This is a genomic window from Pseudomonas sp. C9D1 (assembly GCF_056491235.1).
The window spans coordinates 474,061-498,715 of record NZ_JBSZIE010000001.1; the positions used below are offsets into that span (position 1 = coordinate 474,061).

Sequence of the window (24,655 nt, forward strand, 5' to 3'; positions counted from 1 at the left end):
TGGGCGACCTGGCCAACGCCAGCCGTGAAACCCTCAAGCAGAGCGCCACGCTGTTCGAGGACCAGGTGATCATGGCCGACACCCTCGACACGCCCTGGCCGCAGTTCTATGACCAGGTCACTGCGCAGATGGACAAGACCTACCAGCTCAATGACGCCGCCCTCGGCCTGCTCAAGAGCGAGCTGGAGAAGCGCCTCGGCGAGAAGCGCGCGCAGACCGTGCTGCTGGTGGTCGCGCTGGTGGTGGTGTTCCTCGCCATCGTCTACCTCTACAGCGGTTTCTACGTTTCCACCCGCACCACCCTCAAGAGCCTGGGCAGGGTGATGGACCAGGTTGCCGCCGGCGACATGACCGTCAATTTCCGCGCCCAGAGCAAGGACGAGCTCGGCGAACTAGGCCAGGTGTTCAACGGCACCGTGGCGAAGATCCACGACCTGATCGAACTGGTCGGCCAGACCGTCACCGAGGTCGAGCGCCAGGCCAGCCGCGTGCAGAGCGTGTCCGAAGAGAGCAACCAGGCCGTCGCCGGCCAGCGCAGCCAGATCGAGCAGGTGGCGACGGCGATGAACGAAATGTCCGCCACCGCCCAGGAGGTCGCCCGCAGCGCCGCCGCTGCGGTGAACAGCGCCCATAGCGTGAACGAGGAAACCGTCAGCGGCCGTGCCCTGGTGGAGTCCCAGCTGGGCAGCATCGAGCGCCTGGCCCAGGAGATCGAGCAGTCGGTCAACGTGATCAACCAGCTCGCCTCCGACAGCGCTTCCATCAGCCGTGTGCTGGAGGTGATCAAGGGCATCGCCGAACAGACCAACCTGCTGGCCCTCAACGCTGCCATCGAGGCTGCCCGCGCCGGTGAGCAGGGCCGCGGCTTCGCGGTGGTGGCCGATGAGGTGCGCACCCTGGCCAAGCGTACGCAGCAGTCCACCGAAGAGATCGAGCAGATGATCGTCCGCCTCCAGGGCGGCGTCGGTGCGGCGGTCAAGGCGATGAACACCAGCCACCAGATGGCCGATGGCACCGTCAACCAGTCCGGCCGCGTGCAGCAGGCGCTGGAAAACATCCTCGGTGCGGTGGGCATGATCGTCGACCAGAACCAGCAGATCGCCGCCGCCGCCGAGCAGCAGACCGCCGTGGCCCACGACATCGACCAGAACATCGTCGAGATCAACAGCGCCGGCGAGCGCACCGCCCAGGGCGCCAGCCAGACCGAGCAGGCCAGCCGCCAGCTCTCCGACCAGGTGGCGCAGCTCAAGCAGCTGATCGGCGCGTTCCGCGTCTGATCCAGTGCGCCACGCAAAAGCCCGCCGATTGGCGGGCTTTTTCGTTTATTGGAGGCGCCGCCGGTGGGCTGAAGCCCACCCTACATCTGGCCTGTGGAGCTTCGTAGCCCGGGCTTCAGCCCGGGAGGGGCGGCCAGCCGAACAGCTCGCAGGCATTGCGGCTGCTGGTGGCGGCAAGCTCGCTCGGGGTGAGGCCCAGCAGCTCGGCCAGATTGGCGCAGATGTCCGGCAGGTACTCGGGGCTGTTGCGCTGGTGCGGGTGCATGGAGGGGGCCATGTCCGGGGAGTCGGTCTCCAGCACGATGGCGTCCAGCGGCAGTTGCGGCACCACCTTGCGCAGGCGGTTGGCCTGGGGCCAGGTAGGCGCACCGCCCAGGCCGAGGCGGAAGCCCAGCTTCAGGTACTCGCGGGCTTCCTCGACGCTGCCGGCGAAGGCATGGACGATGCCGGCGCGCTGCAGGCGGAAGCGCTTGAGGGTGGCGATCACCGCTGCGTGGCTCTTGCGCACATGCAACAGCACCGGCAACTGCGCATCGGCGGCAATGGCGAGCTGGGCCTCGAACAGCGCCTGCTGCGCGTCGCGGTCGAGCGCTTCGAGGTAATAGTCCAGGCCGATCTCGCCCACCGCGCAAAGCTTGGGGTGCCCGGCATGGGTCAGCAGCGTATCGCGCAGCTCGTCCAGATGGGTTGGTTGGTGCTCGTCCAGATAGATGGGATGCAGGCCGAAGGCGGCGTAGAGGTCGCCCTCGGTGGTGGCCAGTTCCCAGATGCGCTGCCAGTTGCCACGGGTCACGCCCATCAGCACCTGGCGCTGCACCCCCAGCGCGCGGGCACGGGCCAGCACTTCGGCGCGGTCGGCGTCGAACTCGGGGAAATCCAGGTGGGTGTGGGTGTCGATCAGCATGGTGGGCGGCGGTCGCATCAGGGGATGGGTGTCAGCCTAGCCCAGGGGCGCCGCCGGGAAGCGGCGCCCCTGTCGTGCATCCGATCGATAAAGCGCGATCAGTGGTGTTCGCGGGTGGCGCGGAACTTGATGTCCGGCCAGCGCTCTTCCATCAGCGCCAGGTTGACGCGGGTCGGGGCCAGGTAGGTGAGGTGGCCACCGCCGTCCACGGAGAGGTTCTCGAAGGCCTTGTCCTTGAACTCCTTGAGCTTCTTCTCGTCCTTGCATTCGATCCAGCGTGCCGACCAGACGTTGATCTGCTCATAGGCGCACTCGACCTTGTATTCCTCCTTCAGGCGGCTGGCGACGACGTCGAACTGCAGCACGCCGACCGCGCCGAGGATGATGTCGTTGTTGCGCTCGGGGAAGAACACCTGGGTGGCGCCTTCCTCGGCCAGTTCCTGCAGGCCCTGGCGCAGCTGTTTGGATTTCAGCGGGTCCTTCAGGCGCACGCGGCGGAACAGCTCGGGTGCGAAGTGGGGGATGCCGGTGAAGCCCAGGGCCTCGCCTTCGGTGAAGGTGTCGCCGATCTGGATGGTGCCGTGGTTATGCAGGCCGATGATGTCGCCGGCGAAGGCTTCCTCGAGCTGCTCGCGCTCGCTGGAGAAGAAGGTCAGGGCGTCGCCGACGCGCACGTCCTTGCCCAGGCGTACATGGCGCATCTTCATGCCTTGGCTGTACTTGCCCGAGCAGATGCGCATGAAGGCGATACGGTCGCGGTGCTTGGGGTCCATGTTTGCCTGGATCTTGAACACGAAGCCGCTGAACTTCTCTTCCTGCGGTTCCACGCTGCGCTCATTGGCTGCGCGCGGCAGTGGCTTGGGCGCCCAGTCGACCACGGCGTCGAGCACGTGATCGACACCGAAGTTGCCCAGCGCGGTGCCGAAGAACACCGGGGTCAGCTGGCCGCTGATGAACTCGTCCTGGTCGAAGGGATGGCAGGCACCCTGGACCAGCTCCAGCTGATCGACGAAACGGTCGTACTCGTCGCCCAGGTGGGCACGGGCCTCGTCGGAGTCCAGCTTCTCGATGATCTTCATCGCGGTGCGCTCGTGGCCGTGGCCCGGGGTGTAGACGATGATGTAGTCGTCGGCCAGGTGGTACACGCCCTTGAAGTCCTTGTAGCAGCCGATGGGCCAGGTGATGGGCGCGGCCTTGATCTTCAGCACCGCCTCGATCTCGTCGAGCAACTCGATGGGATCGCGGATATCGCGGTCGAGCTTGTTGATGAAGCTGACGATGGGCGTATCGCGCAGGCGGCACACGTCCATCAGCGCAATGGTGCGCGGCTCTACGCCTTTACCGCCGTCGAGGACCATCAGCGCCGAGTCCACCGCGGTGAGGGTGCGGTAGGTGTCTTCGGAGAAGTCTTCGTGGCCGGGGGTGTCGAGCAGGTTGATGATGTGCTCGCGGTAGGGGAACTGCATCACCGAGGTGGTGATGGAGATGCCGCGCTGCTTCTCCATTTCCATCCAGTCGGAGGTGGCGTGGCGGTCGGACTTGCGCGACTTCACCGTACCGGCGACCTCGATCGCCTTGCCCATCAGCAGCAGCTTCTCGGTGATGGTGGTCTTACCGGCGTCAGGGTGGGAAATGATGGCGAAGGTGCGGCGTTTGGCGACTTCGGCGGCCTGGATGGTCATGGATATGTGCCTGGCTGGAAACGGTTGCGGGCCATGTGCGGCCCGAAAAGCGCGGAATTATAGCGGGAAACGACCGGGGGATCAGTCCGCATGTCGCAGGCGGCGGTGATGGTGTTGCCGGCACCCAGTCGGGCGATGGGGATGAACCCTCGAGGGGATCATCGGTCTGTCAGAAAAGAGGGCCATGATCGCCAGGTCCGGGCGCGTACCGATGCGCTGCAAGGGCCGTCGCCAGCGGTTTTGTGCAGCATTTCATAACGTTTTGTTTTGAATACAGAACAGTCAACAGGTAACGCGACAAAGGGATGTGAAAAAGCGGCATTTTTTGATTGATCTGCGCCCCCCATGGTCCTAAAGTTCGCGCCCGAACGTCCATGCTGGAAACGATCCATCCGGCTCAAGTACTGACGACGAGAGGTTGGCGGCCGCAAGGCTGCAAATCCTCGGCGACATGCCTTGGGAAGTAGGCGAACCAAAGTGGGGAAACGGATTAGACGTTCAGGCTTTTCGCACCAAGCCCATCCCTTGCAACTTTTGTGTTTTTTGCCCAATGGAGCCCCAGTATGTCGATCAAGGTCGAAGACTATTTCGCACCCGCCACTTTCCAGCGCATGAAAGCGTTCGCTGATCAACACGAGACCCCTTTCGTGGTGATCGACAAGCAGACCATCGCCGATGCCTACGACCAACTGGTCGGCTGCTTCCCCTTCGCCAAGATCTACTACGCGGTGAAGGCCAACCCGGCGACCGAAATCACCGAACTGCTGCGTGACAAGGGCTCCAACTTCGACATCGCCTCCATCTACGAGCTGGACAAGGTGATGAAGACCGGCGTCGGCCCGGAGCGCATCAGCTACGGCAACACCATCAAGAAAGCCCGGGACATCCGCTACTTCTACGAGAAGGGCGTGCGCCTGTTCGCCACCGACTCCGAAGCCGACCTGCGCAACATCGCCAAGGCCGCCCCGGGCTCGAAGATCTACGTGCGCATCCTCACCGAGGGTTCCACCTCCGCCGACTGGCCGCTGTCGCGCAAGTTCGGCTGCAACCCCGACATGGCGCTGGACCTGCTGATCCTTGCCAAGCAGCTGGGCCTGGAGCCCTATGGCCTGTCCTTCCACGTGGGCAGCCAGCAGCGCGACATCAACGTCTCGGGACGCTGCCATCGCCAAGGTCAAGGTGATCTTCGAGCGCCTCAAGGAAGAAGACGGCATCACCCTGAAGATGATCAACATGGGCGGCGGCTTCCCGGCCAACTACATCCAGCGCACCAACGCCCTGGAAACCTACGCCGAGGAAATCACCCGCTTCCTCAAGGAAGACTTCGGCGACGAGCTGCCGGAAATCATCCTCGAGCCGGGCCGTTCGCTGATCGCCAACGCCGGCATCCTGGTCAGCGAAGTGGTGCTGGTCGCGCGCAAGTCCCGCACCGCGGTGGAGCGTTGGGTCTACACCGACGTGGGCAAGTTCTCCGGCCTGATCGAAACCATGGACGAGTCCATCAAGTTCCCCATCTGGACCGAGAAGAAAGGCGAGATGGAAGAAGTGGTCATCGCCGGCCCGACCTGCGACAGCGCCGACATCATGTACGAGAACTACAAGTACGGCCTGCCCCTGAACCTGGCCAGCGGCGACCGCCTCTACTGGCTCTCCACCGGTGCGTACACCACCAGCTACAGCGCGGTGGAATTCAACGGCTTCCCGCCGCTGAAGGCCTTCTACCTGTAAGCACCACGCAACCGAAGAAGCCTGCCTCGCGGCAGGCTTTTTTATGCCCGCGAGATAATCCGGGGCGGCGTCTTGTCGCGGTTGCCTCGCTGCACCCCGCCCTTACCATGTGCAGCCGCGCTTCCCCAGGTGACCCATGACGCTTCTGCCCCCGCTGCAACAGATACCCGCCAGCATCGCCGCCGTTTCCGATTACGAACCCTTCGCCCGCGAACGCATGACGCCCCAGGCCTGGGCCTACATGGCCGGTGGCGTGGCGGACGAGCTCACCCTGGGCGAGAACCGCGCGGCCTTCCAGCGCGTGCGCCTGCTCAACCGGGTGCTGGAGGACCTGAGCGGCGGCCACACGCGCCAGCAGCTGTGCGGGCTGGAGCTGGACTACCCGATCCTCCTGGCGCCGGTGGCCTTCCAGCAGCTGGCGCACCCGGATGGCGAGCTGGCCAGCGTGCTCGGCGCGTCCGCGATGAAGGCCGCCATGGTGGTCAGCACCCAGGCCGGCATCAGCCTGGAATCGATCGCCGAGGCGGCGCAGACGCCACTGTGGTTCCAGCTCTACATCCAGCCGGACCGCGACTTCACTTTGGCCCTGGTACGCCGTGCCGAGGCGGCCGGCTACCGGGCGCTGGTGGTCACGGTGGACGCGCCGGTCAGCGGCCTGCGCAACCGCGAGCAGCGCGCCGGCTTCGTGCTCCCCGAGGGCATCGAGGCGGTCAACCTCAAGGGCATGCGGGCATTGCCGCCTGCCGTCGCCCACCCCGGCGAGAGCCCCCTGTTCGGCAGCCCGCTGCTGGAACACGCGGTGACCTGGAGCGACCTCACCTGGCTGCAGGCCCATACGCGCCTGCCGGTGCTGCTCAAGGGCGTGATGAACCCCCGGGACGCGGCGCGGGCCGTGGAGCAGGGCGTGGCCGGCATTGTCGTCTCCAACCACGGCGGCCGTACCCTGGACGGCATGCCGGCGACGCTGGACATGCTCCCGGACGTGGTCCAGGCGGTGCAGGGGCGGGTGCCGGTGCTGCTGGATGGCGGCATCCGGCGCGGCACAGACGTGTTCAAGGCGCTGGCGCTGGGTGCCAGCGCGGTGATGATCGGCCGGCCCTACATCCATGGCCTGGCGGCCGCCGGGGCGGCGGGTGTCGCCCATGTGCTGCACCTGCTGCGCACCGAACTGGAAGTGACCATGGCGCTGACGGGGTGCCGCACCCTGGCGGATATCCACCGCGAGCTTCTCGTGCTGCCCCGCGCAGGACGCTGAGGACGGGGGGCGGGCTGCGGCCACAAAGTAAATAGAAAGTAAAAGGCGCAGCTCGCACTGTTGGTGAAATTTATTCTCAAATAGAATCGCGTCCCATCTGAGTATCCATGGCCCCCGTCACTCCGGCTGTCGGGGCGCTGCCTGCTTCCAACAAGGGGTCACCGTGTTCAAGAAAGTCCTTTTCCAGCTGCACTGGTTCCTCGGCATCAGTGCCGGCCTGGTGTTGTCCCTCATGGGCGTCACCGGTGCCGCCTACAGCTTCCAGGACGAAATCCTCGACTGGCTGAACGCCGACACCCTGCGTATCGAGGTGAGTGACAGCGGTGTGCTGCCGCCCGCCGAACTGGTGCGCAAGATCGAAGCCGCCGAAGGCAAGCAGGTTACCGGGCTCTGGGTGGAAACCCAGTCCGGCGGGCCGGCGCGGGTGTTCTTCATGCCGCCGCCCGGCGAGCGCCGAGGCCCCATGCGCTGGTTCGACCCCTACACCGGTGAGCTGCTCGGTGACCCGGTCGGCCAGCCGTTCTTCGGCCTGATGCTGCAACTGCACCGCTTCCTCGCCATGGGCGAGACCGGCAAGCAGATCACCGCCGCCAGCACCCTGGCACTGATCTTCTTCTGCCTCTCCGGCCTCTATCTGCGCTGGCCGCGCCAGGCCGGCAGCTGGCGTGCCTGGCTGACCCTGGACTGGGCGCGCAAGGGCCGCAGCTTCAACTGGGACCTGCACGCGGTGGCCGGCACCTGGTGCCTGGCGCTCTACCTACTGGCCGCGCTGACCGGCCTGTTCTGGTCCTACGAGTGGTACCGCGCCGGCCTGCAGCGCCTGCTGGCCGATGCCCCCGTCGAGCAGCAGGCCAAGCCTGGCGAACGTCGGGGCGAAGGACGTGGTGAGGGGCGTGGCGAGCGCCGCGAAGGGGGCCGCCCGGGCATGCAGCAAGCGCCGTCGGGCCCGCCGCTGGTGGTGGACTATGACGCCGTCTGGGCCAGCATCCGCGAGGCCGCCGGCCCCGGCATGACCGCCTACAACCTGCGCCTGCCCCCGGTGGGTGGGCAGCCGGCCACGGTGTTCTACCTCCTGGGGGATTCCAGCCATCCCCGTGCCACCAACCAGATCACCCTCGACCCGGCCACCGGCAAGGTCGCCCGCGTCGAGCGCTACGCCGAGAAGAGCTTCAAGGCGCAGCTGCTCACCAGCATCTATGCCCTGCACGTGGGCGAGTACTTCGGCCTGACCGGGCGCATCCTGATGATGCTGGCGAGCCTCGCCATGCCGCTGTTCTTCATCACCGGCTGGCTGCTCTACCTCGACCGCCGGCGCAAGAAGCGCGCGATCAAGGCCGCTCGCGGTGGTCTCGGCCACGGTGGTGACGGCGAGCCCTGGCTGATCGGCTTCGCCAGCCAGAGTGGCTTCGCCGAGCAGCTCGCCTGGCAGAGCGCCGGCCAGCTCCAGGCCGCCGGCTACCCGGTGCGCGTGCAGCAGCTGGGCGAACTGGATGCCGGGCAACTGGCCGAGGCGCGCAACGCCCTGTTCGTGGTCAGCACCTTCGGCGATGGCGAGGCCCCGGACGCCGCCCGCGGCTTCGAGCGCAAGGTGCTGGGCCAGGCCTCGCAACTGGCCGACCTGCGTTTCGCCGTGCTCGCCCTGGGCGACCGCCAGTACCAGCACTTCTGTGGCTTCGCCCACCGCTTGCAGGCCTGGCTCCAGGGCCAGGGCGCCAACACCCTGTTCGACACGGTGGAGGTGGACAACGGCGACGCCGGCGCACTGCAGAGCTGGCAGCAGCAACTGGCCAGCCTGTCCGGCTCCAGCCTGGTGCCGGCATGGACCGAGCAGCCTTTCGAAACCTGGACCCTGGCCGGCCGCGAACACCTCAACCCCGGCAGCCAGGGCGAGTCCACCTGGCTGCTGCGCCTGGGCGCCCCGGCGGGCAGCCAGATCAGCTGGCAGGCCGGCGACCTGGTGGAAATCCTCCCGCGCCAGGCCGACCCGCGCATCCAGGGCTGGCTCGACCGCCATGGCCTCGACGGCGAGGCCCAGGTGACGGTGGATGGCATCGCCCAACCCCTGCGCCAGGCCCTGGGCGCACGCCTGCTGCCGGACTCCTTCGAGCACCTTGTAGGCCTGCACCCGCAGGCGCTGCTGGATGCGCTGATCGTGCTTTCGGTGCGCCAGTACTCCATCGCCTCCCTGGAAAGCGACGGCGCCCTGGAACTGATCGTGCGCCAGGAACAGCACGCCGATGGCACCCTGGGCATCGCCTCCGGCTGGCTCACCCACGCGTTGCCGGTGGGCGCCAGCCTGCCGCTGCGCCTGCGCCGCAATGCCCGCTTCCACCGCCTGGAAGGCGAGCGCCCGGCCATCTTCATTGGCAACGGCACCGGCCTCGCCGGCCTGCGTGCGCTGCTCAAGGCCAACGTCGCCGCCGGCAACGGCCGCAACTGGCTGCTGTTCGGCGAGCGCAACCAGGCCCACGACTACTACTGCCGCGACGAGATCGAAGGTTGGCTGGCCAGTGGTGAGCTGGAGCGGCTGGACCTGGCCTTCTCCCGCGACCAGGCGCACAAGGTCTACGTGCAGGACCGCCTGCGCGAAGCCGGGGCGGAAGTCCGTGCCTGGGTCGAGGCGGGCGCGGTGTTCTACATCTGCGGCAGCCTGCAGGGCATGGCCGACGGCGTCGACCGTGTGCTCCGCGAACTGCTGGGCGACGAGGCCCTGGATGCCCTCGCCGCCGAAGGCCGCTACCGCCGCGACGTGTATTGATCGGTTCATGGGCTGTGCTTCAGACCCGGGTGTTCTTCCCGGGCTGATCCACCTGTGGATAACCCCATCTCGCACAGCCCGCCCGCTGTCGCCATAATCAGGCGATGAAAAATCGAATCCTGCTGAACTGCGACATGGGCGAGAGCTTCGGCGTCTGGACCATGGGCGATGACGAACACGCCATGCCGCTGGTGGACCAGGCCAACCTGGCCTGCGGTTTCCACGCCTCCGATCCCACGACCATGCAACGCACCGTCGACCTGGCGGTGCAGCACGGCGTGAGCATCGGCGCGCACCCGGCCTACCCGGACCTGATCGGTTTCGGCCGCCGGCAGATGGCCCTGTCGGTGGAAGAGGTCCGCGCCCTGGTGCTCTACCAGATCGGTGCACTGGACGCCTTCTGCCGGGCCGCCGGCACCCAGGTGGCCTACGTCAAACCCCATGGCGCGCTGTACAACGAGTTGGTGCGCAACGATGCGTTGCTGGAGGCGGTGCTGGACGCCTGCGCCAGCTACCGCCAGGGCCTGCCGCTGATGGTCCTGGCCCTGACCGACAACCGCCGTGAAATACGCCTGGCGGACGAGGCGGATGTGCCGCTGATGTTCGAGGCCTTCGCCGACCGTGCCTACCTGGCCGACGGCCAGCTGGCGCCGCGCCGGCTCGAAGGCGCGGTGCACCACGAGCCGGAGCGCATCATCGGGCAGGCCGTGGCCATCGCCCGGGGCGAGCCCTTCGCCGATATCGACGGCAAGCCGCTGCAACTGGTGGCCGACAGCCTCTGCGTGCACGGCGACAACCCGCAATCCCTGGCGGTGCTGCGCCGGCTGCGAGCCTACCTGGACGCCTCGTGATCCGTATCGAACCGGTCGGCGCCGAGGCGTTGCTGCTGGTGCTGGCGGATGAGCCGGACAGCCGCCTGCCGCAACGCATCGCCCAGCTCGCCGCTGTTCTGCGCCAGCACTTTGGCCACCGGCTCCGCGAGCTGGTGCCAGGCTGGACCACCCTCCTGCTGCACTACGACCTGTTGCACACCGATCACCTCCGGCTGGCCGCCGAGCTGGCGCCGTTGCTGGAGCAGTGGCAGCGGGCGGCTACGGGCGAGCAGGCCGGGCGCCTGCACGAGCTGCCCGTCTGGTACGGCGGCGAGGACCTGGCCACGGTGGCCGATGCCTGTGGGCTCAGTACCGGGCAGGTGATCGAGCTGCACGCCGGGGTGGAATACCGCGTCGGCGCCATCGGCTTCGCGCCGGGGTTCGCCTACCTGGGTGAGCTGGATACACGCCTCGCCCTGCCACGGCGCGGCACGCCGCGCACGCGGGTGCCGGCGGGCAGCCTGGCCATCGCCGAGCGGCAGACGGCGATTTATCCACAGGCCTCGCCGGGCGGCTGGCACCTGCTGGGCCTCTGCCCGACGGCGCTGTTCGACCCGACGCGTGAGCCGCCGTGCCCGCTGGCGTTGGGGGACCGTGTGCGCTTCGTGCCCATCGATGAACGGACCTACCGCCGCGAACGGGGCGAGCCATGAACGGCCTGCGGTTGATCAAGGCCGGGCCCCTGAGCCTGCTGCAGGACGGCGGGCGCAGCGGCTGGCAGCACCTGGGGGTGTCCCCGTGCGGGCCCATGGACCGTCACGCCGCCTACTGGGCCAATCGCCTGCTGGGCAATGCGCCGGGCGCCCCGCTGGTCGAGATCGCCCTGGGCGGTGTCGAGCTGGAAAGCCTGGGCGATGGCTGGGTGGCGCTCTGTGGCGCGGACCTGCCCATCACCCTGGATGGCGAGGCGCGGCCCAACTGGTCACGCTTCCCGCTGCGCGACGGGCAGCGCCTCAAGCTGGGTTTCGCCCGCAACGGCCAGCGGGCCTATCTCGCCATCACCGGTGGCTTTGGCGTCGAGCCGGTGCTGGGCAGCGTCGCCTGCCAGGTGCGTGAAGGCCTCGGCGGGCTGAAAGGCCAAGGGGCGAAGCTGGCCGACGGCGACCTGTTGCCGGGTGGGAAAGGGCGTTTCGAGCTAGGCGCCAGCGTGCCTTGGCCCTGGCAGCCGGACTATCGCGCCGAGCGCCCGCTGCGGGTGATGCTCGGCGGCGATGCCGCGCAGTTCGCCGATGACCAACTACAGGCTTTCTTCGAGCGACCCTGGCAGCTCAGCCCGCAATCGGATCGCATGGGTGCGCGCCTGCAGGGCGAGGCGATCCGTGCGCCGCAGCGGCAATGGTCCCTGGGCGTGGTGCGCGGCACCGTGCAGGTCCCGCCGGACGGCCAGCCGATCATCCTCCAGGCCGACCAGCAGACCATGGGCGGCTACCCCATCCTCGGTTGGCTGCACCCCCGGGACTGCGACCGCCTGGCCCAGTGCGCGGCGCACCAGAGGCTGCGTTTCCAGGCTGTGGATATCCCGATCGTGCAGGCCGAGATGCGCGAATTCCGTCGCTTCTTCAGCGCCCGTTCGTAGGGCGTCGGGTTTCACCCGACCTACGGGTGACGTACCAGGTGCGCGTGCGTCATTTCGGCAGGTGGTTGAGGGGCAGCGGGCCCGGTGCCTTGACCGTCTGGATGGCGAAGTTGCTGCGGATGTCGCTGACGCCGGGCAGCTTGATCAGGTGGTTGGTGAGGAAGAGCTCGTAGGCGCGCAGATCCGGCACCACCACTTGCAGCAGGAAATCCGCCTCGCCGGACACCAGGTGCACCGAGATCACCTCGGGCAGCAGTACCACCGCCTCGCGGAAGGCGTCGGCGCGGTCGGGGCTGTGGCGCTCGACCTTGATGCCGACGAACACCGTCAGGCCCAGCCCCACTTCGTAGCGATCCAGGTCGGCCTGGTACCCGCGTATCACCCCGGCTTCCTCCAGCAGGCGCACCCGGCGCAGGCAGGGCGAGGGCGACAGGCCGATCTCCTCGGCCAGCTGCACGTTGCTCAGGCGGCCGTCGCGCTGGAGGGCGGCGAGTATCTTGTGGTCGAAGGCGTCCAGTTTGAGATTTGGCATAAATGGATGGTCCTGTCGGAGATATCTCCTTGTTCGTGCCAAACAGGATCCTCTTGTTGACGTAATACGCAAGCACCTGCCCCGGCCTCCGGGCATAGAATTTTTCCTCCGGAAGACCTGTGGAGGAGCGGGCGATGGCGGATATAGGCGTATTCCTGATGGCCCTGGCAGTGGCCTACCTGCTGCCGGGGCCGGACATGATCCTGCTGCTGCAGACCGGCGCCCGGCAGGGGCGCGCCCTGGCGCTGGCCACCACCCTGGGGCTGGCGGTGGCGCGTGGCTGCCATGTGGCGCTGGCGGGGCTGGGTTTGGCGGTGCTGTTCCGCACCGCGCCCTGGACCTTCGACCTGGTGCGCCTGGCTGGCGCGGCCTACCTGCTGTGGATCGGCGTGCGCATCCTGCAGACGCCGGCCTCGCAACTGGTGGCCGGCAGCGGCGGGGAGGGCGTTGCCCTGGGCGGCGCCTGGTGGCCGGCGATCCGCCGTGGGCTGTTGACCAACCTGCTCAACCCCAAGGCGCTGCTGTTCTGTTCGGTGCTGTTGCCGCAATTCGTCGACCCGGCGGCGGGGCCGCTGTTCGCCCAGTTCGCCCTGCTGGGCGCGGTGCTGGTGGGCGTGGGCCTGGCCTTCGATGCCTGCTATGCGCTGGCCGGTGCCGGCATCGGGCGTTGGCTGGGGCAACGGCCGCTGGCCCAGCGCATCCAGCAATGGCTGTTCGGCGGCGTGCTGGTGGGCTTCGGGGTGAGGTTGGCAATGTTGCGGGAGATGTAGGGCAGAGGGCGAGAAGGGCAGCCCTGCGGGCTGCTTGGCGACTGAAGTCGCCCCTACAGGAGGAAACGAACCCCATCGGGCGATGGGGTTCGTGGGGCGGGTTACGGGGCGATGGTTTCGGCGTGGTGGCAGGCCACCTGGCGGGCGTCCAGCGGGCGCAGTTCGGGGACTTCCACCTGGCAGCGCTCGGTGGCGTAGGGGCAGCGCTTGTGGAAGGCGCAGCCGCTGGGCGGGTCGAGGGGGTTGGGCAGTTCGCCGACGATCTTGATCTTCGGCTTGGCCGGGTCCGGGTGGATGGTCGGCGTGGCCGAGAGCAGCGCGCGGGTGTAGGGATGCAGCGGGCGCTCGTAGATGAGCTCCGCCGGGCCGATCTCCGCTGGGCGGCCGAGGTACATCACCAGCACGTCGTCCGCCACGTGCTGCACCACCGAGAGGTTGTGGGAGATGAACACGTAGCCGGTGTTGAAGCGTTCCTGCAGGTCCATGAACAGGTTGAGCACCTGGGCCTGGATGGAAACGTCCAGCGCCGAGGTGGGTTCGTCCGCCACCAGCACCTTGGGGTTGAGCATCATGGCGCGGGCCAGGGCGATGCGCTGGCGCTGGCCGCCGGAGAACATGTGCGGGTAGCGCTGGTAGTGCTCGGGGCGCAGGCCCACCTGCTGCATCATCGCCTGCACCTGCTCGCGGCGCTCGGCGCGGGACAGCGAGGTGTTGATCAGCAGCGGCTCGGCCAGCTGGTCACCGATCTTCTGCCGCGGGTTGAGGGATGCATAGGGGTTCTGGAACACCATCTGCACGTCGCGGCGCATCTGCTTGCGCTGCAGGCCGTTGGCACGGGTGACTTCCTGCCCGGCGATTTGCAGGGAGCCGGAGCTGGGGATCTCGATCAGGGTCAGGGCGCGGGCCAGGGTGGACTTGCCGCAGCCGGATTCGCCGACCACGGCGAGGGTCTTGCCGGCCTGCAGTTCGAAGGACACGCCATTGAGGGCGCGCACCGTGGCCGTGCCTTTGAACAGGCCACGGGAGATGTCGTAGTGACGGGTCAGGTCACGGGCGGTCAGTACGGCAGTCATCAGGCCACCTCGCCGAGATTCAGGGGGAAGAAGCAGCGCACCGCGCCATGTTCGTGTGGGTCCAGGCCGGGGCGGCGCTCGCGGCAGCTGGCCTGGGCGTAGGGGCAGCGCGGCGACAGCAGGCAGCCGTGGGGCCGGTCGTAGCGGCCGGGGACGATGCCGGGCAGGGTGGCCAGGCGGCGCTGGCCCTGGCTGTGCTCGGGAATCGCCTTGAGCAGTGCTTCGGTATAGGGGTGGGTGGGCTCGTCGAACAGGCGCGGTACCTCGCCGATTTCCACCGCCTGGCCGGCGTACATCACGCAGACGCGGTCGGCGGTCTCGGCGACCACCGCCAGGTCGTGGGTGATCAGCACCAGGGCCATGTCGTGGTCGCGCTGCAGGTCCAGCAGCAGGTCCATGATCTGCGCCTGGATGGTCACGTCGAGGGCGGTGGTGGGTTCGTCGGCGATCAGCAGCTTGGGTTCGGCGGCGATGGCCATGGCGATGGCCACGCGCTGGCTCATGCCCCCCGACAGCTGGTGCGGGTAGGCGTCGAGGCGGCTGGCGGCGCCGGGTATTTCCACGCGCTCCAGCAGTTCCAGGGCGCGCTGACGGGCGGCGCGGCCCTTGAGGCCGAGGTGCTGCTGCAGCACTTCCTCGATCTGGAAGCCCACGGTGTAGCTGGGGTTGAGGGCGGTCATCGGGTCCTGGAAGACCATGGCCAGGTCCTTGCCGACGATGTGGCGGCGCTGCTTGCCCTTGAGGCGCAGCATGTCGGTGCCGTCGAACTGCATGCTGTCGGCGGTGACCTTGCCGGGGGCGTCGATCAGGCCCATCAGCGCCATCATGGTCACCGACTTGCCGGAGCCGGACTCGCCGACGATGGCCAGCACCTCGCCCTTGTTCACGGAGAGGTCGAGGCCGTCGACCACCGGTACCGCATTGGCGTCGCCGAAGCGCACGCCGAGGTTCTTGATATCCAGAAGGCTCATGGTGGGCTCCTCAGACGGCATTCTTGAGTTTCGGGTCCAGCGCGTCGCGCAGGCCGTCGCCCATCAGGTTGATCGCCAGCACGCTGAGCAGGATGGTCAGGCCGGGCAGCGAGACCACCCACCAGGCGCGCTCGATGTAGTCGCGGGCGGAGGCCAGCATGGTTCCCCATTCCGGGGTCGGCGGTTGCACGCCGAGGCCGAGGAAGCCGAGGGCCGCGGCATCGAGGATGGCGGAGGAGAAGCTCAGGGTCGCCTGGACGATCAGCGGCGCCATGCAGTTGGGCAGCACGGTGATGAACATCAGGCGGAAGATGCCGGCACCGGCGAGGCGCGAGGCGGTGACGTAGTCGCGGTTGCGCTCGACCATCACCGCGGCGCGGGTCAGGCGCACGTAGGAGGGCAACGAGACGATGGCGATGGCGATCACGGTGTTGATCAGCCCTGGGCCGAGGATGGCGACGATGGCCACTGCCAGCAGCAGCGAGGGCAGCGCCAGCATGATGTCCATCAGGCGCATGATCAGCATGCCCAGCAGCGGGGCGAAGCCGGCGATCAGGCCCAGGAGGATGCCGGGCAGCAGCGACATCACCACCGAGGCGAGGCCGATGAGCAGCGACAGGCGCGCGCCGTGGATCAGCCGCGAGAGCAGGTCGCGGCCCAGCTCGTCGGTGCCGAGCACGAACTGCCACTGGCCGCCTTCGAGCCAGGCCGGCGGGGTGAGCAGGGCGTCGCGGAACTGCTCGCTGGGGTCATAGGGCGCGATCCAGGGCGCGAACAGCGCGCAGATCACGATGATCACCATGAAGGCGAGGCCGCCGACGGCGCCCTTGTTGTGGGAGAAGGCCCGCCAGAATTCCTTCATCGGCGAGGGGTAGAGGATGGCCGGTTCGACCGTGTTCTGAGCGATGGTCATGACGGGTCCTCAGCGCTGGTGGCGAATGCGTGGGTTGGCGAAGCCGTAGAGCACATCCACGACGAAGTTCACCAGGATCACCAGGCAGGCGATCAGCAGGATGCCGTTCTGCACCACGGGGTAGTCGCGGGCGCCGATCGATTCGATCAGCCATTTGCCGATGCCCGGCCAGGAGAAGATGGTTTCGGTGAGCACGGCACCGGCCAGCAGCGTGCCGACCTGCAGGCCGAACACCGTGAGCACCGGGATCAGCGCATTGCGCAGGCCGTGGACGAAGACCACGCGGGCCGGCGACAGGCCCTTGGCGCGGGCGGTGCGCACGTAGTCCTCGCGCAGCACCTCGAGCATGGCCGAGCGGGTCATGCGGGCGATCACCGCCAGGGGGATGGTGCCGAGCACGATGGCCGGCAGGATCAGGTGGCGCAGGGCGTCGAGGAAGGCGCCTTCTTCGTCTGAGAGCAGCGTGTCGATGAGCATGAAGCCGGTGACCGGCTCGATGTCGTAGAGCAGGTCGATACGCCCGGAGACCGGCGTCCAGCCCAGCCACACCGAGAAGAACATGATCAGCAGCAGGCCCCACCAGAAGATCGGCATGGAATAGCCCGCCAGCGAGATGCCCATCACCCCGTGGTCGAACAGCGAGCCGCGCTTGAGCGCTGCGATCACCCCGGCCAGCAGGCCCAGGGTGCCGGCGAACAGCAAGGCCGCCAGGGCCAGTTCCAGGGTCGCGGGGAACAGGGTGAGGAATTCGTGCCAGACGCTTTCGCGGGTGCGCAGGGACTCGCCCAGATCACCCTTGGCGAGCTTGCCGATGTAATCGAAGTACTGCTCGCGCAGGGGTTTGTCGAGGCCGAGGCGGGTCATCGCCTGGGCATGCATTTCGGGGTCGACCCGGCGTTCGCCCATCATCACTTCGACCGGGTCGCCTGGGATCAGGCGGATCAGCGCGAAGGTGAGCAGGGTGATGCCGAAGAAGGTGGGGATCAGAAGCCCCAGTCGGCGGGCGATGAAACTTAGCATCTCGGTGGTTGACTCCTCAGGTATCACGCCCGCTTCCGCTTGTGACGGTGGGCGGGCGCTGTTCTTGTTGTTGGGAGCGTCGCGGCTGTGGATTGGACCGCCGCGACGCTGCCGTTACTTCACCCGGGTGGTGGCGAAGTTGTTGTTGCTCAAGGGGCTGATCACGTAGCCGTCGATATTGCTGCGGCGCACATTGAACAGCTTAGGGTGTGCCAGGGGAATCCATGGGGCCTGGTTGTGAAATACCTCCAGGGCCTGTTCATAGAGCTTCGCCCGTTCGGCCGGCTCGCTCACGGTGCGGGCCTTCTGCATCAGCGTTTCGAACGCCTGGTCGCACCAGCGCGCCTGGTTTTCCCCCGACTTGGCCGCCGCGCACGACAGGTTGGGGCTGAGGAAGTTGTCCGGGTCGCCGTTATCGCCGGCCCAGCCCAGCAGCACCATGTCGTGCTCGCCGCCCTTGGAGCGTTTGAGCAGCTCGCCCCACTCCAGCGAACGGATGGTCATCTGGATGCCGGCCTTGGCCAGATCCGCTTGCATCATCTGTGCCGCCAGCGCGGGGTTGGGGATGGTAGGCGAGGTGCCGTTGCGGATGAAGAGGGTGATCTTCAGGTCCTTCACTCCGGCTTCGGCGAGCAGCGCGCGGGCCTTCTCCGGGTCGTGGGGCCAATCCTGTATATGGTGGTTGTAGCCCAGCAGCGTCGGCGGGTAGGGGTTGACCGCGGCGCTGGCGGCGCCCGGGCCGAACACCGCACCGAGCAGGGCCTGCTTGTCGATGGAGAGGTTGATGGCCTGGCGCACGCGGGCGTCGTCCAGCGGCTTGTGCTCGGTGTTGATGGCCACGTAGGTGGTCAGCAGCGCGTCGATCTCGTCCACCGCCAGGCGCGGGTCGTTGCGGATGCCGGCCACGTCCTCGGGTTTCGGGTAGAGCGCCAGCTGGCACTCGCCGGCGCGCACCTTCTGCAGGCGCACGTTGGAGTCGAGGGTGATGGCGAAGATCAGGTTGTCGATCTCGGGCTTGCCGCGGAAGTAGTCCGCGTTGGCCTTGTAGCGCACCTGGGCGTCCTTGGCGTAGCGGTTGAAGACGAAGGGGCCGGTGCCGATGGGCAACTGGTTGAGCTGGTTGGTCTTGCCCGCCGCCAGCAACTGGTCGCCGTACTCGGCCGAGTAGATGGAGGCGAAGGGCATGGCCATGTCGGCGAGGAAGGGCGCTTCCGGGTGGGTAAGGGTGAAGCGCACGGTGAGCGCGTCGACCTTCTCCACGGACTTGATCAGCTCGCGCATGCCCATGGCGTCGAAGTAGGCGTAGCCGCGCTGCGCCGATTCATGCCAGGGGTGCTTGGGGTCGAGGGCGCGCTGGAAGGTCCAGACCACGTCGTCGGCGTTGAACGGCCGGCTGGGGGTGAACCAGTCGGTGGCGTGGAACTTCACGTCCGGGCGCAGGCGGAAGGTGTAGACCAGGCCGTCGTCGCTGATTTCCCAGCTGGTGGCCAGGCCGGGGATCAGCTCGGTGGTGCCGGGCTTGAAGCCGAGCAGGCGGCTGAACACGGTCTCGGCGGTGGCGTCGGCGGTCACCGCGCCGGTGTATTGCACGATGTCGAAGCCCTCGGGCGCGGCTTCGGTGCAGACCACCAGGTTCTGGGCCTGGGCGCTGGCGGCGGCGAGGGCAGCCAGCAGGGGCAGGTAACGCATCTTCATGTCGGGTCCTCCAGGCGCCGGCGCGGGGCCGGCGCCGCATCCATGTCAGAGCAGGTCGAAGGGGAAGGTGCTGACGATACGCAGCTCGTTCACGCTGCCGTCGATCTGCTGCTTGCTCGCCTTGTGGGACATGTAGGTGACCTTGAAGGTGCTGTCCTTGATGGTCCCGCTCTGCACCTTGTAGGCCGCCATCAGGCCGTATTCACGGTGGCGCTCGTCGTCCATGGCGCGCACTTCCGCGTAGTTGCCGTAGGCGCCGTTGCGGTCACCGTCGTAGTGGGTGCCGTCGATGTCCCAGCCCTTGGCGTACCAGGCGGTGGTGGAGAAGCCGGGGATGCCGAAGTAGCTCCAGTCGGTTTCGTAGCGGATCTGCGCGGACTTCTCGTTGGGGCTGTTGTAGTCCGAGAGCAGAGAGTTGGCCAGGTAGATGGCGGCGGTTTCGTGGATGTAGTCGAAGTACTCGTTGCCGTCGACCTGCTGCCAGGCGAGCGTCAGCGCGTGGGCCTGGTGGGCCAGGGTGAAGGCCAGGCTGAAGGTGTCGTTGTCGATGTAGCCGGCCTTGCGGTCGCCGGTGTCGCGGGTGCGGTAGCCGTTGAAGGCGGTGCGCAGGGACAGGGTCTCGCGGTCGCCCAGGTCGTGGGCCACGCTCAGGTAGTACTGGTCCCAGACGTCTTCGAAGCGGCCGGCGTAGACGGCGACCTCGAGGTTATCCAGCGGCTTGTAGTTGCCGCCGAGGTAATGCATGTGCTCGCCCGTGACCTCGCGGGTGCCGTATTCGGTGGTGAAGGCTTCGTCGCCGGCGCCGGTACGCGGGCTGGCGCGGCGGAAGCTGCCGGCCTGCAGGGCGAGGCCGTCGAACTCTTCGCTGGTCACCGCGTAGCCGGTGAAGCTGGAGGGCAGGGCGCGGTTGTCGATGTAGCTGAGCACCGGGGTGTCCACCAGGAAGCGGCCGGCCTTGAACTCGGTGTTGGAGGCGCGCAGGCGCACGTTGGCGACACCGAGCTTGGACCATTCCTCCTGGCCGTGGCCGTTGCTGTCGGCCAGGGTGCGGTTGCCGCCACCGCCGATGCGGCCCTTGCCGCGCTCGAGGTTGATGGCGTTGAAGGCGGCCACGTCCAGGCCGAAGCCGATGGTGCCTTCGGTGTAGCCGGAGCTGTATTTCAGCTGGGTGCCCTGTACCCAGGCGCGGCGGCTGTGGGTGCGCTGCGGGCCGTCATCCTTGGGGATTGTGAAGCCGAAGCTGTCCTTCATCTGCTCGCGGGCGGCGAAGTTGCGGGTGCTCAGGCTCAGGCTCTGGCCTTCGATGAAGCCGGTGGCGCCAGCCTGGCCCTTCACCGGTTTTTCCACGGCGGGGATGTTCTGCACCTGGGCGGCGTAGCTGGGGTTCTCGGGCACCGGCGGGACCTTTTCCTCTTCGGCGGCGAAGAGGTGTGCGCTGGCAGCCATCAGTGCCAGTCCCAGGGTTGCTCGTTGGAAGGGGGTGGATTTCATCACGTGTGCTCCTTTTTTGTTATCGCTTCTTCATCGAAACAAGGAACGCTCATGCGGACTGCCGCCGACGCCGGGCAAGCCGGTGCCGACGCGCGCAAGCGCAGCATCCTTGCGAACTCGTTGGGGCAGGTATGAAAGGGTCCTCCTCCGATCTGGCGTCGGATGGAGATGGGGTTCACGGAGTGGCCCGGAACGGGCCGCGAAAGCCGGCGGGCGTGGGGCCCGCCGGGTTCGTCAGGTGCGGTCAGGGCGCATTGGAGACGCCGTAGAAGGAGTTGGTGGAGAAGGGGCTGATCTTGAAGCCCTGCACGCTCTTGCTCATGGGCTGGTAGACGGTGGAGTGGGCGATCGGGGTGATCGGCACTTCACGTTGCAGCAGCTGCTGGGCCTGCTTGTAGAGCTCGGTGCGCTGGGCCTGGTCGGTGACGTTCTTGGCCTGCTTGACCAGCTTGTCGTAGTCCTTGTCGCACCACTTGGAGAAGTTGTTGCCGTTGATCGAGTCGCAGCCATAGAGGGTGCCGAGCCAGTTGTCCGGGTCACCGTTGTCGCCGGTCCAGCCGATCAGCATGGCGTCGTGCTCGCCCGCGTGGGCACGCTTGATGTACTCGCCCCACTCGTAGCTGACGATGCGTGCCTTGATGCCGACCTTGGCCCAGTCGGCCTGGAGCATCTCGGCCATCAGCCGTGCGTTGGGGTTGTAGGGACGCTGCACGGGCATGGCCCAGAGGGTGATCTCGGTGCCTTCCTTGACGCCGGCGGCCTTGAGCAGCTCGCGGGCCTTCTCGGGGTTGTACTCGCTGCCCTTGATGGTCTCGTCATAGGACCACTGGGTCGGCGGCATGGCGTTGACCGCCAGTTGGCCGGCGCCCTGGTACACGGCCTGGATGATCGCCGGCTTGTTCACCGCGATGTCCAGGGCGCGACGCACCTCGACCTTGTCGAAGGGCGCGTGGGTGACGTTGTAGGCGATGTAGCCGAGGTTGAAGCCGGGGTTCGACGGCACCTGCAGCTTGGCGTTCTGCTTCAGCGACTCGAGGTCGGCGGGGCGCGGGTTGAGGGTGATCTGGCACTCGCCGGCCTTGAGCTTCTGCGCGCGGACCGAGGCGTCGGTGTTGATGGAGAAGATCAGGTTGTCGATCTTCACCTCGCCCGGTTGCCAGTAGTCCTTGTTGCCGGCGAAGCGGATCTGCGCGTCTTTCTGGTAGCGCTTGAACACGAAGGGGCCAGTACCGATGGGCTTTTGGTTCAGCTCGGCGGCCTTGCCGGCCTTGAGCAGCTGGTCGGCGTATTCGGCCGAATGCACCACGGCGAAGGGCATCGCCAGGTTCTGGATGAAGGCCGCGTCCACGGTGTTGAGGGTGAAGCGCACGGTGTGCTCGTCGACCTTCTCGACCTTGGCGATGTTCTTGTCCAGGCCCATGTCGGTGAAGTAGGGGAACTCGCTGGGGTACGCCTTACGGAACGGGTGTTCCTTGTCGATCATGCGCTGGAAGGTGAAGAGCACGTCGTCGGCGTTGAATTCGCGGCTGGGCTTGAAGTAGTCGGTGCTGTGGAACTTCACGCCGGGGCGCAGGTGGAAGGTGTAGCTGAGGTTGTCCGGGGAGATGTCCCACTTCTCTGCGAGGGCGGGGACGGCCTGGGTGCTGCCTCGTTCGAACTGCACCAGGCGGTTGAACAGGGTTTCGGAAGCCGCGTCGAAATCGGTGCCGGTGGTGTACTGGCCGGGGTCGAAGCCCGCTGGGCTGCCCTCGGAGCAGAACACCAGGTTGCTGGCGGCGGAAACGAATGGGGAACCGAGAAGCAGGCCTGCGGCGAGCAGGGCCTGGATGGGGGTGTTCTTGCGCATGCAAACCTCAATTTGTTCTTTTTCTGAGGGCGTCATGTGCGTGGCGGCCTTTTGGACCGAGCACATGCATCGGTACACCCCGCTGCATTCCGGGTCCCTGGTCGGGTGAGCCGGCCCTTTGCAGCGGTAAGCGGCGTTGCCATGGGTCCATCCCCGGCAAACAGCCGAGGCCGAAATTAAGTCATGCTGAAATTCCGGTCAATAGAAATTAAGCGCGACTAACATTGGCGCGTCACAGTCCTGTGCATGGGCGTTGCGGGAGCCCCGTGGAAAGGGCTCAGGAAGCGCTGTGGTCGTCGAACAGCGGCATGGTGGTGATGGTCAGGACCTCGGCCATTTCGCTGCCGGCATTGGCCAGGCAATGGGCCTTGCCCGCATCGAAGTGCACCGAATCGCCGGCGCCAAGAGGATATTGCCGACCCTCGATGGTGTAGATGATCTGACCCGAGAGCACATAGGCGAACTCCGAGCCTTCGTGGGCGATGAGCTCCGACTGGTAACCCACCGGCATGTTCATCTTTACCGCGTTGAGCAGGTTGCCGGGAAACGAGGTGGACAGGCGCTCGTAGGCCAGCGGCTGGCCCTCGATGGTGTAGCGCACGCGCTCGCCCTGGTGGGAATCGGGCTGCGGCTGGGGCGGCTGGTCGAACAGGACGTTGAGCGGAACGTTGAGGGATTTGGCGATGCTCGCCAGGGACGAGATCGACACGCCGGTGAGATTGCGCTCCGCCTGGGAGAGGAAACTGGCGGTGAGGCCGGACTCGCTCGCGACCTCGTTCAGGGTCTTCTTGGCGGCGCGTCTGTAACGGCGCAAGCGTTCTCCGATGCGATCTACGGACATGGCGAGGGCTCTTGTTGGAAGGCGGCCAGTATAACGGCACGGGGCCTGCGTGAAAGCGCCGCAGGGGGCGGATGATTTTTAAGTGGGACTGAAAATTTGTTTTGACCTCTATTTAAGTCTCACTTAAATTTCGCGGCAATTGTCGGACAAAGAGGTTTCAGCGATGACCAGGGGTGTAGGCGGAGGTACGCCGGAGCAGGCGCTCGCCGGATTGCGTGACATGACCGCCGGGAGCAGCCCCATCGGGCTGGCCGAATACCAGGCCCGGATCGAGCGCGCCCAGGCTTTGATGCAGGCGCAGGGCATCGCTGCCCTGTACCTCAACGCGGGCAGCAACCTGCGCTATTTCACCGGCGTGCAATGGCACCCGAGCGAACGCCTGGTGGGCGCGTTGCTGCCCGCCAGCGGCGAGCTGGAATACATCGCGCCGGCCTTCGAGGAAGGCACGGTGCGCGACTTCCAGGTGGTCCCGGGTTCGATCCGCACCTGGCAGGAACACGAAAACCCCTATCGCCTGCTGCTGGACATGCTCGCCGGCCTGAACCTGGCCGCCGATGCCCGGGTGGCGCTGTGCCCGAGCCTGCCCTTCTTCATGTTCGACGGCATCCGCCGTGAAGGCAGCGCCTACGACTTCATCGACGGCGCCCGGGTGACCGGCCACTGCCGCCAGCGCAAGTCCGCCGCCGAGATCGCCCTGATGCAACGGGCCAAGGACATGACCCTGGAAGTGCACAAGGCCGCCGCCAGCATCCTGCGCGCCGGCATCAGCACCACCGAAGTCGAGGAGTTCATCCACCAGGCCCACCGCAAGGTCGGCGCCCCCGGCTCCTACTTCTGCATCGTGCTGTTCGGCCCCGCCAGCGCCTTCCCCCACGGCGTGCGCGAGCCGCAGGTGCTCAAGGACGGCGACATGGTGCTGGTCGACACCGGCTGCAAGCTCCACGGCTACATCTCCGACATCACCCGCAGCTACGTCTTCGGCACTCCCAGCGAACGCCAGCGCACCTTCTGGAACTTCGAAAGGGCCGCGCAACTGCACGCCTTCGAAGCCGCCCGCCTCGGCGCCCCCTGCGAGTCGGTGGACGCCGCCGCGCGCCGCTCCCTGGAAGCCAGCGGCCTCGGCCCGGACTACCAACTCCCTGGCCTGCCGCACCGCACCGGCCACGGCATCGGCCTGGACATCCACGAAGGTCCCTACCTGGTGCGCGGCGACGCCACGCCCCTGGAGCCGGGGATGTGCTTCTCCAACGAGCCGATGATCTGCGTGCCCGGCGAATTCGGCATCCGCCTGGAAGACCACTTCTACATGGCCGACGACGGCCCGCGCTGGTTCACCCAGCCCAGCCATTCGATCGACGACCCGTTCGGGTTGGAATGATCCAGAAGAGCCCGCCGACAAGGCGGGCTCTTTCTTTCTGGTCGCGCCGAGTCGTAGCCCGGGCTTCAGCCCG

At 67.0% G+C, this 24,655-nt stretch carries 19 protein-coding genes and 2 pseudogenes; 10 read left to right on the top strand and 11 right to left on the bottom strand.

Going from position 1 to position 24,655, the window contains the following annotated elements:
- Nucleotides 1-128: 128 nt before the first annotated feature.
- Nucleotides 129-419, top strand: a pseudogene (locus tag ACXI0U_RS02225) (HAMP domain-containing protein); the annotation flags it as partial.
- Nucleotides 420-572: 153 nt separating this feature from the next.
- Nucleotides 573-1,277 (top strand): methyl-accepting chemotaxis protein, encoded by a 705-nt coding sequence (locus tag ACXI0U_RS02230; RefSeq protein ID WP_479550018.1) that lies wholly within the window; start codon nucleotides 573-575, stop codon nucleotides 1,275-1,277.
- Between the two features lie 115 nt (nucleotides 1,278-1,392).
- On the opposite strand, the gene ACXI0U_RS02235 is transcribed toward ACXI0U_RS02230, so the two are convergent.
- Both ACXI0U_RS02235 and ACXI0U_RS02240 read right to left on the bottom strand, forming a co-directional pair.
- The gene (locus tag ACXI0U_RS02235; protein ID WP_316925352.1) at nucleotides 1,393-2,199 is read right to left on the bottom strand and encodes a TatD family hydrolase; all 807 of its coding nucleotides are present in this window, start codon (nucleotides 2,197-2,199) and stop codon (nucleotides 1,393-1,395) included.
- A gap of 80 nt (nucleotides 2,200-2,279) precedes the next feature.
- Complete coding sequence (locus tag ACXI0U_RS02240; protein WP_431483481.1) at nucleotides 2,280-3,863, bottom strand: peptide chain release factor 3; 1,584 nt, start codon at nucleotides 3,861-3,863, stop codon at nucleotides 2,280-2,282.
- Between the two features lie 563 nt (nucleotides 3,864-4,426).
- Here ACXI0U_RS02240 and ACXI0U_RS02245 point away from each other — a divergent pair.
- From ACXI0U_RS02245 to ACXI0U_RS02270, 6 genes and pseudogenes are all read left to right on the top strand, one after another.
- Nucleotides 4,427-5,591 (top strand): annotated as a pseudogene (locus ACXI0U_RS02245) (type III PLP-dependent enzyme).
- Between the two features lie 136 nt (nucleotides 5,592-5,727).
- Nucleotides 5,728-6,846: an alpha-hydroxy acid oxidase gene (locus ACXI0U_RS02250; protein WP_479549666.1), complete on the top strand. Its 1,119-nt coding sequence runs from the start codon at nucleotides 5,728-5,730 to the stop codon at nucleotides 6,844-6,846.
- Between the two features lie 163 nt (nucleotides 6,847-7,009).
- Nucleotides 7,010-9,604 carry a PepSY domain-containing protein gene (locus ACXI0U_RS02255; RefSeq protein WP_479549667.1) on the top strand — a complete coding sequence of 865 codons (2,595 nt, stop codon included), beginning with the start codon at nucleotides 7,010-7,012 and terminating at the stop codon, nucleotides 9,602-9,604.
- Nucleotides 9,605-9,708: 104 nt separating this feature from the next.
- Entirely contained in the window at nucleotides 9,709-10,455 is a 747-nt protein-coding gene (locus ACXI0U_RS02260; RefSeq protein WP_435634443.1) for a 5-oxoprolinase subunit PxpA, read from the top strand.
- Nucleotides 10,452-11,129 carry a 5-oxoprolinase subunit PxpB gene (gene pxpB / locus ACXI0U_RS02265; protein WP_479549668.1) on the top strand — a complete coding sequence of 226 codons (678 nt, stop codon included), beginning with the start codon at nucleotides 10,452-10,454 and terminating at the stop codon, nucleotides 11,127-11,129. The genes ACXI0U_RS02260 and pxpB overlap by 4 nt, the downstream gene beginning before the upstream one ends.
- Nucleotides 11,126-12,052: a 5-oxoprolinase subunit C family protein gene (locus ACXI0U_RS02270; RefSeq protein WP_479549669.1), complete on the top strand. Its 927-nt coding sequence runs from the start codon at nucleotides 11,126-11,128 to the stop codon at nucleotides 12,050-12,052. The genes pxpB and ACXI0U_RS02270 overlap by 4 nt, the downstream gene beginning before the upstream one ends.
- Nucleotides 12,053-12,101: 49 nt before the next feature.
- Here the strand turns inward: ACXI0U_RS02270 and ACXI0U_RS02275 are convergent, their stop codons facing one another.
- Nucleotides 12,102-12,584, bottom strand: coding sequence for an Lrp/AsnC family transcriptional regulator (locus ACXI0U_RS02275; protein WP_263400565.1), 483 nt, complete (start codon nucleotides 12,582-12,584; stop codon nucleotides 12,102-12,104).
- A 134-nt stretch (nucleotides 12,585-12,718) separates the two neighbouring features.
- Between ACXI0U_RS02275 and ACXI0U_RS02280 the strand changes: the two genes are divergently transcribed.
- On the top strand, nucleotides 12,719-13,354 hold the full coding sequence (locus ACXI0U_RS02280; RefSeq protein ID WP_374979925.1) for a LysE family translocator: 636 nt from the start codon (nucleotides 12,719-12,721) through the stop codon (nucleotides 13,352-13,354).
- A 101-nt stretch (nucleotides 13,355-13,455) separates the two neighbouring features.
- Here ACXI0U_RS02280 and ACXI0U_RS02285 read toward each other — a convergent pair whose 3' ends face one another.
- The 8 genes from ACXI0U_RS02285 to ACXI0U_RS02320 all read right to left on the bottom strand — a co-directional run bounded on the left by ACXI0U_RS02285 (nucleotide 13,456) and on the right by ACXI0U_RS02320 (nucleotide 23,204).
- Nucleotides 13,456-14,427 carry a peptide ABC transporter ATP-binding protein gene (locus tag ACXI0U_RS02285; protein WP_479549670.1) on the bottom strand — a complete coding sequence of 324 codons (972 nt, stop codon included), beginning with the start codon at nucleotides 14,425-14,427 and terminating at the stop codon, nucleotides 13,456-13,458.
- Nucleotides 14,427-15,398 carry an ABC transporter ATP-binding protein gene (locus ACXI0U_RS02290; RefSeq protein WP_184488641.1) on the bottom strand — a complete coding sequence of 324 codons (972 nt, stop codon included), beginning with the start codon at nucleotides 15,396-15,398 and terminating at the stop codon, nucleotides 14,427-14,429. The genes ACXI0U_RS02285 and ACXI0U_RS02290 overlap by 1 nt, the downstream gene beginning before the upstream one ends.
- Nucleotides 15,399-15,408: 10 nt before the next feature.
- A complete protein-coding gene (locus ACXI0U_RS02295; protein WP_184488642.1) occupies nucleotides 15,409-16,311 on the bottom strand; it encodes an ABC transporter permease subunit in 903 nt (300 codons plus the stop codon).
- A 9-nt stretch (nucleotides 16,312-16,320) separates the two neighbouring features.
- Nucleotides 16,321-17,331, bottom strand: coding sequence for an ABC transporter permease subunit (locus ACXI0U_RS02300; protein WP_021217741.1), 1,011 nt, complete (start codon nucleotides 17,329-17,331; stop codon nucleotides 16,321-16,323).
- Between the two features lie 114 nt (nucleotides 17,332-17,445).
- Nucleotides 17,446-19,026, bottom strand: a complete 1,581-nt coding sequence (locus ACXI0U_RS02305) for an ABC transporter substrate-binding protein (protein ID WP_479549671.1) — start codon at nucleotides 19,024-19,026, stop codon at nucleotides 17,446-17,448.
- A gap of 45 nt (nucleotides 19,027-19,071) precedes the next feature.
- Nucleotides 19,072-20,517, bottom strand: coding sequence for an OprD family outer membrane porin (locus ACXI0U_RS02310; RefSeq protein ID WP_479549672.1), 1,446 nt, complete (start codon nucleotides 20,515-20,517; stop codon nucleotides 19,072-19,074).
- 244 nt (nucleotides 20,518-20,761) lie between these two features.
- The gene (locus tag ACXI0U_RS02315; protein ID WP_316925343.1) at nucleotides 20,762-22,363 is read right to left on the bottom strand and encodes an ABC transporter substrate-binding protein; all 1,602 of its coding nucleotides are present in this window, start codon (nucleotides 22,361-22,363) and stop codon (nucleotides 20,762-20,764) included.
- A 277-nt stretch (nucleotides 22,364-22,640) separates the two neighbouring features.
- Nucleotides 22,641-23,204 (bottom strand): helix-turn-helix domain-containing protein, encoded by a 564-nt coding sequence (locus ACXI0U_RS02320; protein WP_479549673.1) that lies wholly within the window; start codon nucleotides 23,202-23,204, stop codon nucleotides 22,641-22,643.
- A gap of 163 nt (nucleotides 23,205-23,367) precedes the next feature.
- Here ACXI0U_RS02320 and ACXI0U_RS02325 point away from each other — a divergent pair, with 163 nt between their 5' ends.
- Nucleotides 23,368-24,582 (top strand): M24 family metallopeptidase, encoded by a 1,215-nt coding sequence (locus ACXI0U_RS02325; protein WP_479549674.1) that lies wholly within the window; start codon nucleotides 23,368-23,370, stop codon nucleotides 24,580-24,582.
- The last annotated feature ends 73 nt before the right edge of the window (nucleotides 24,583-24,655 follow it).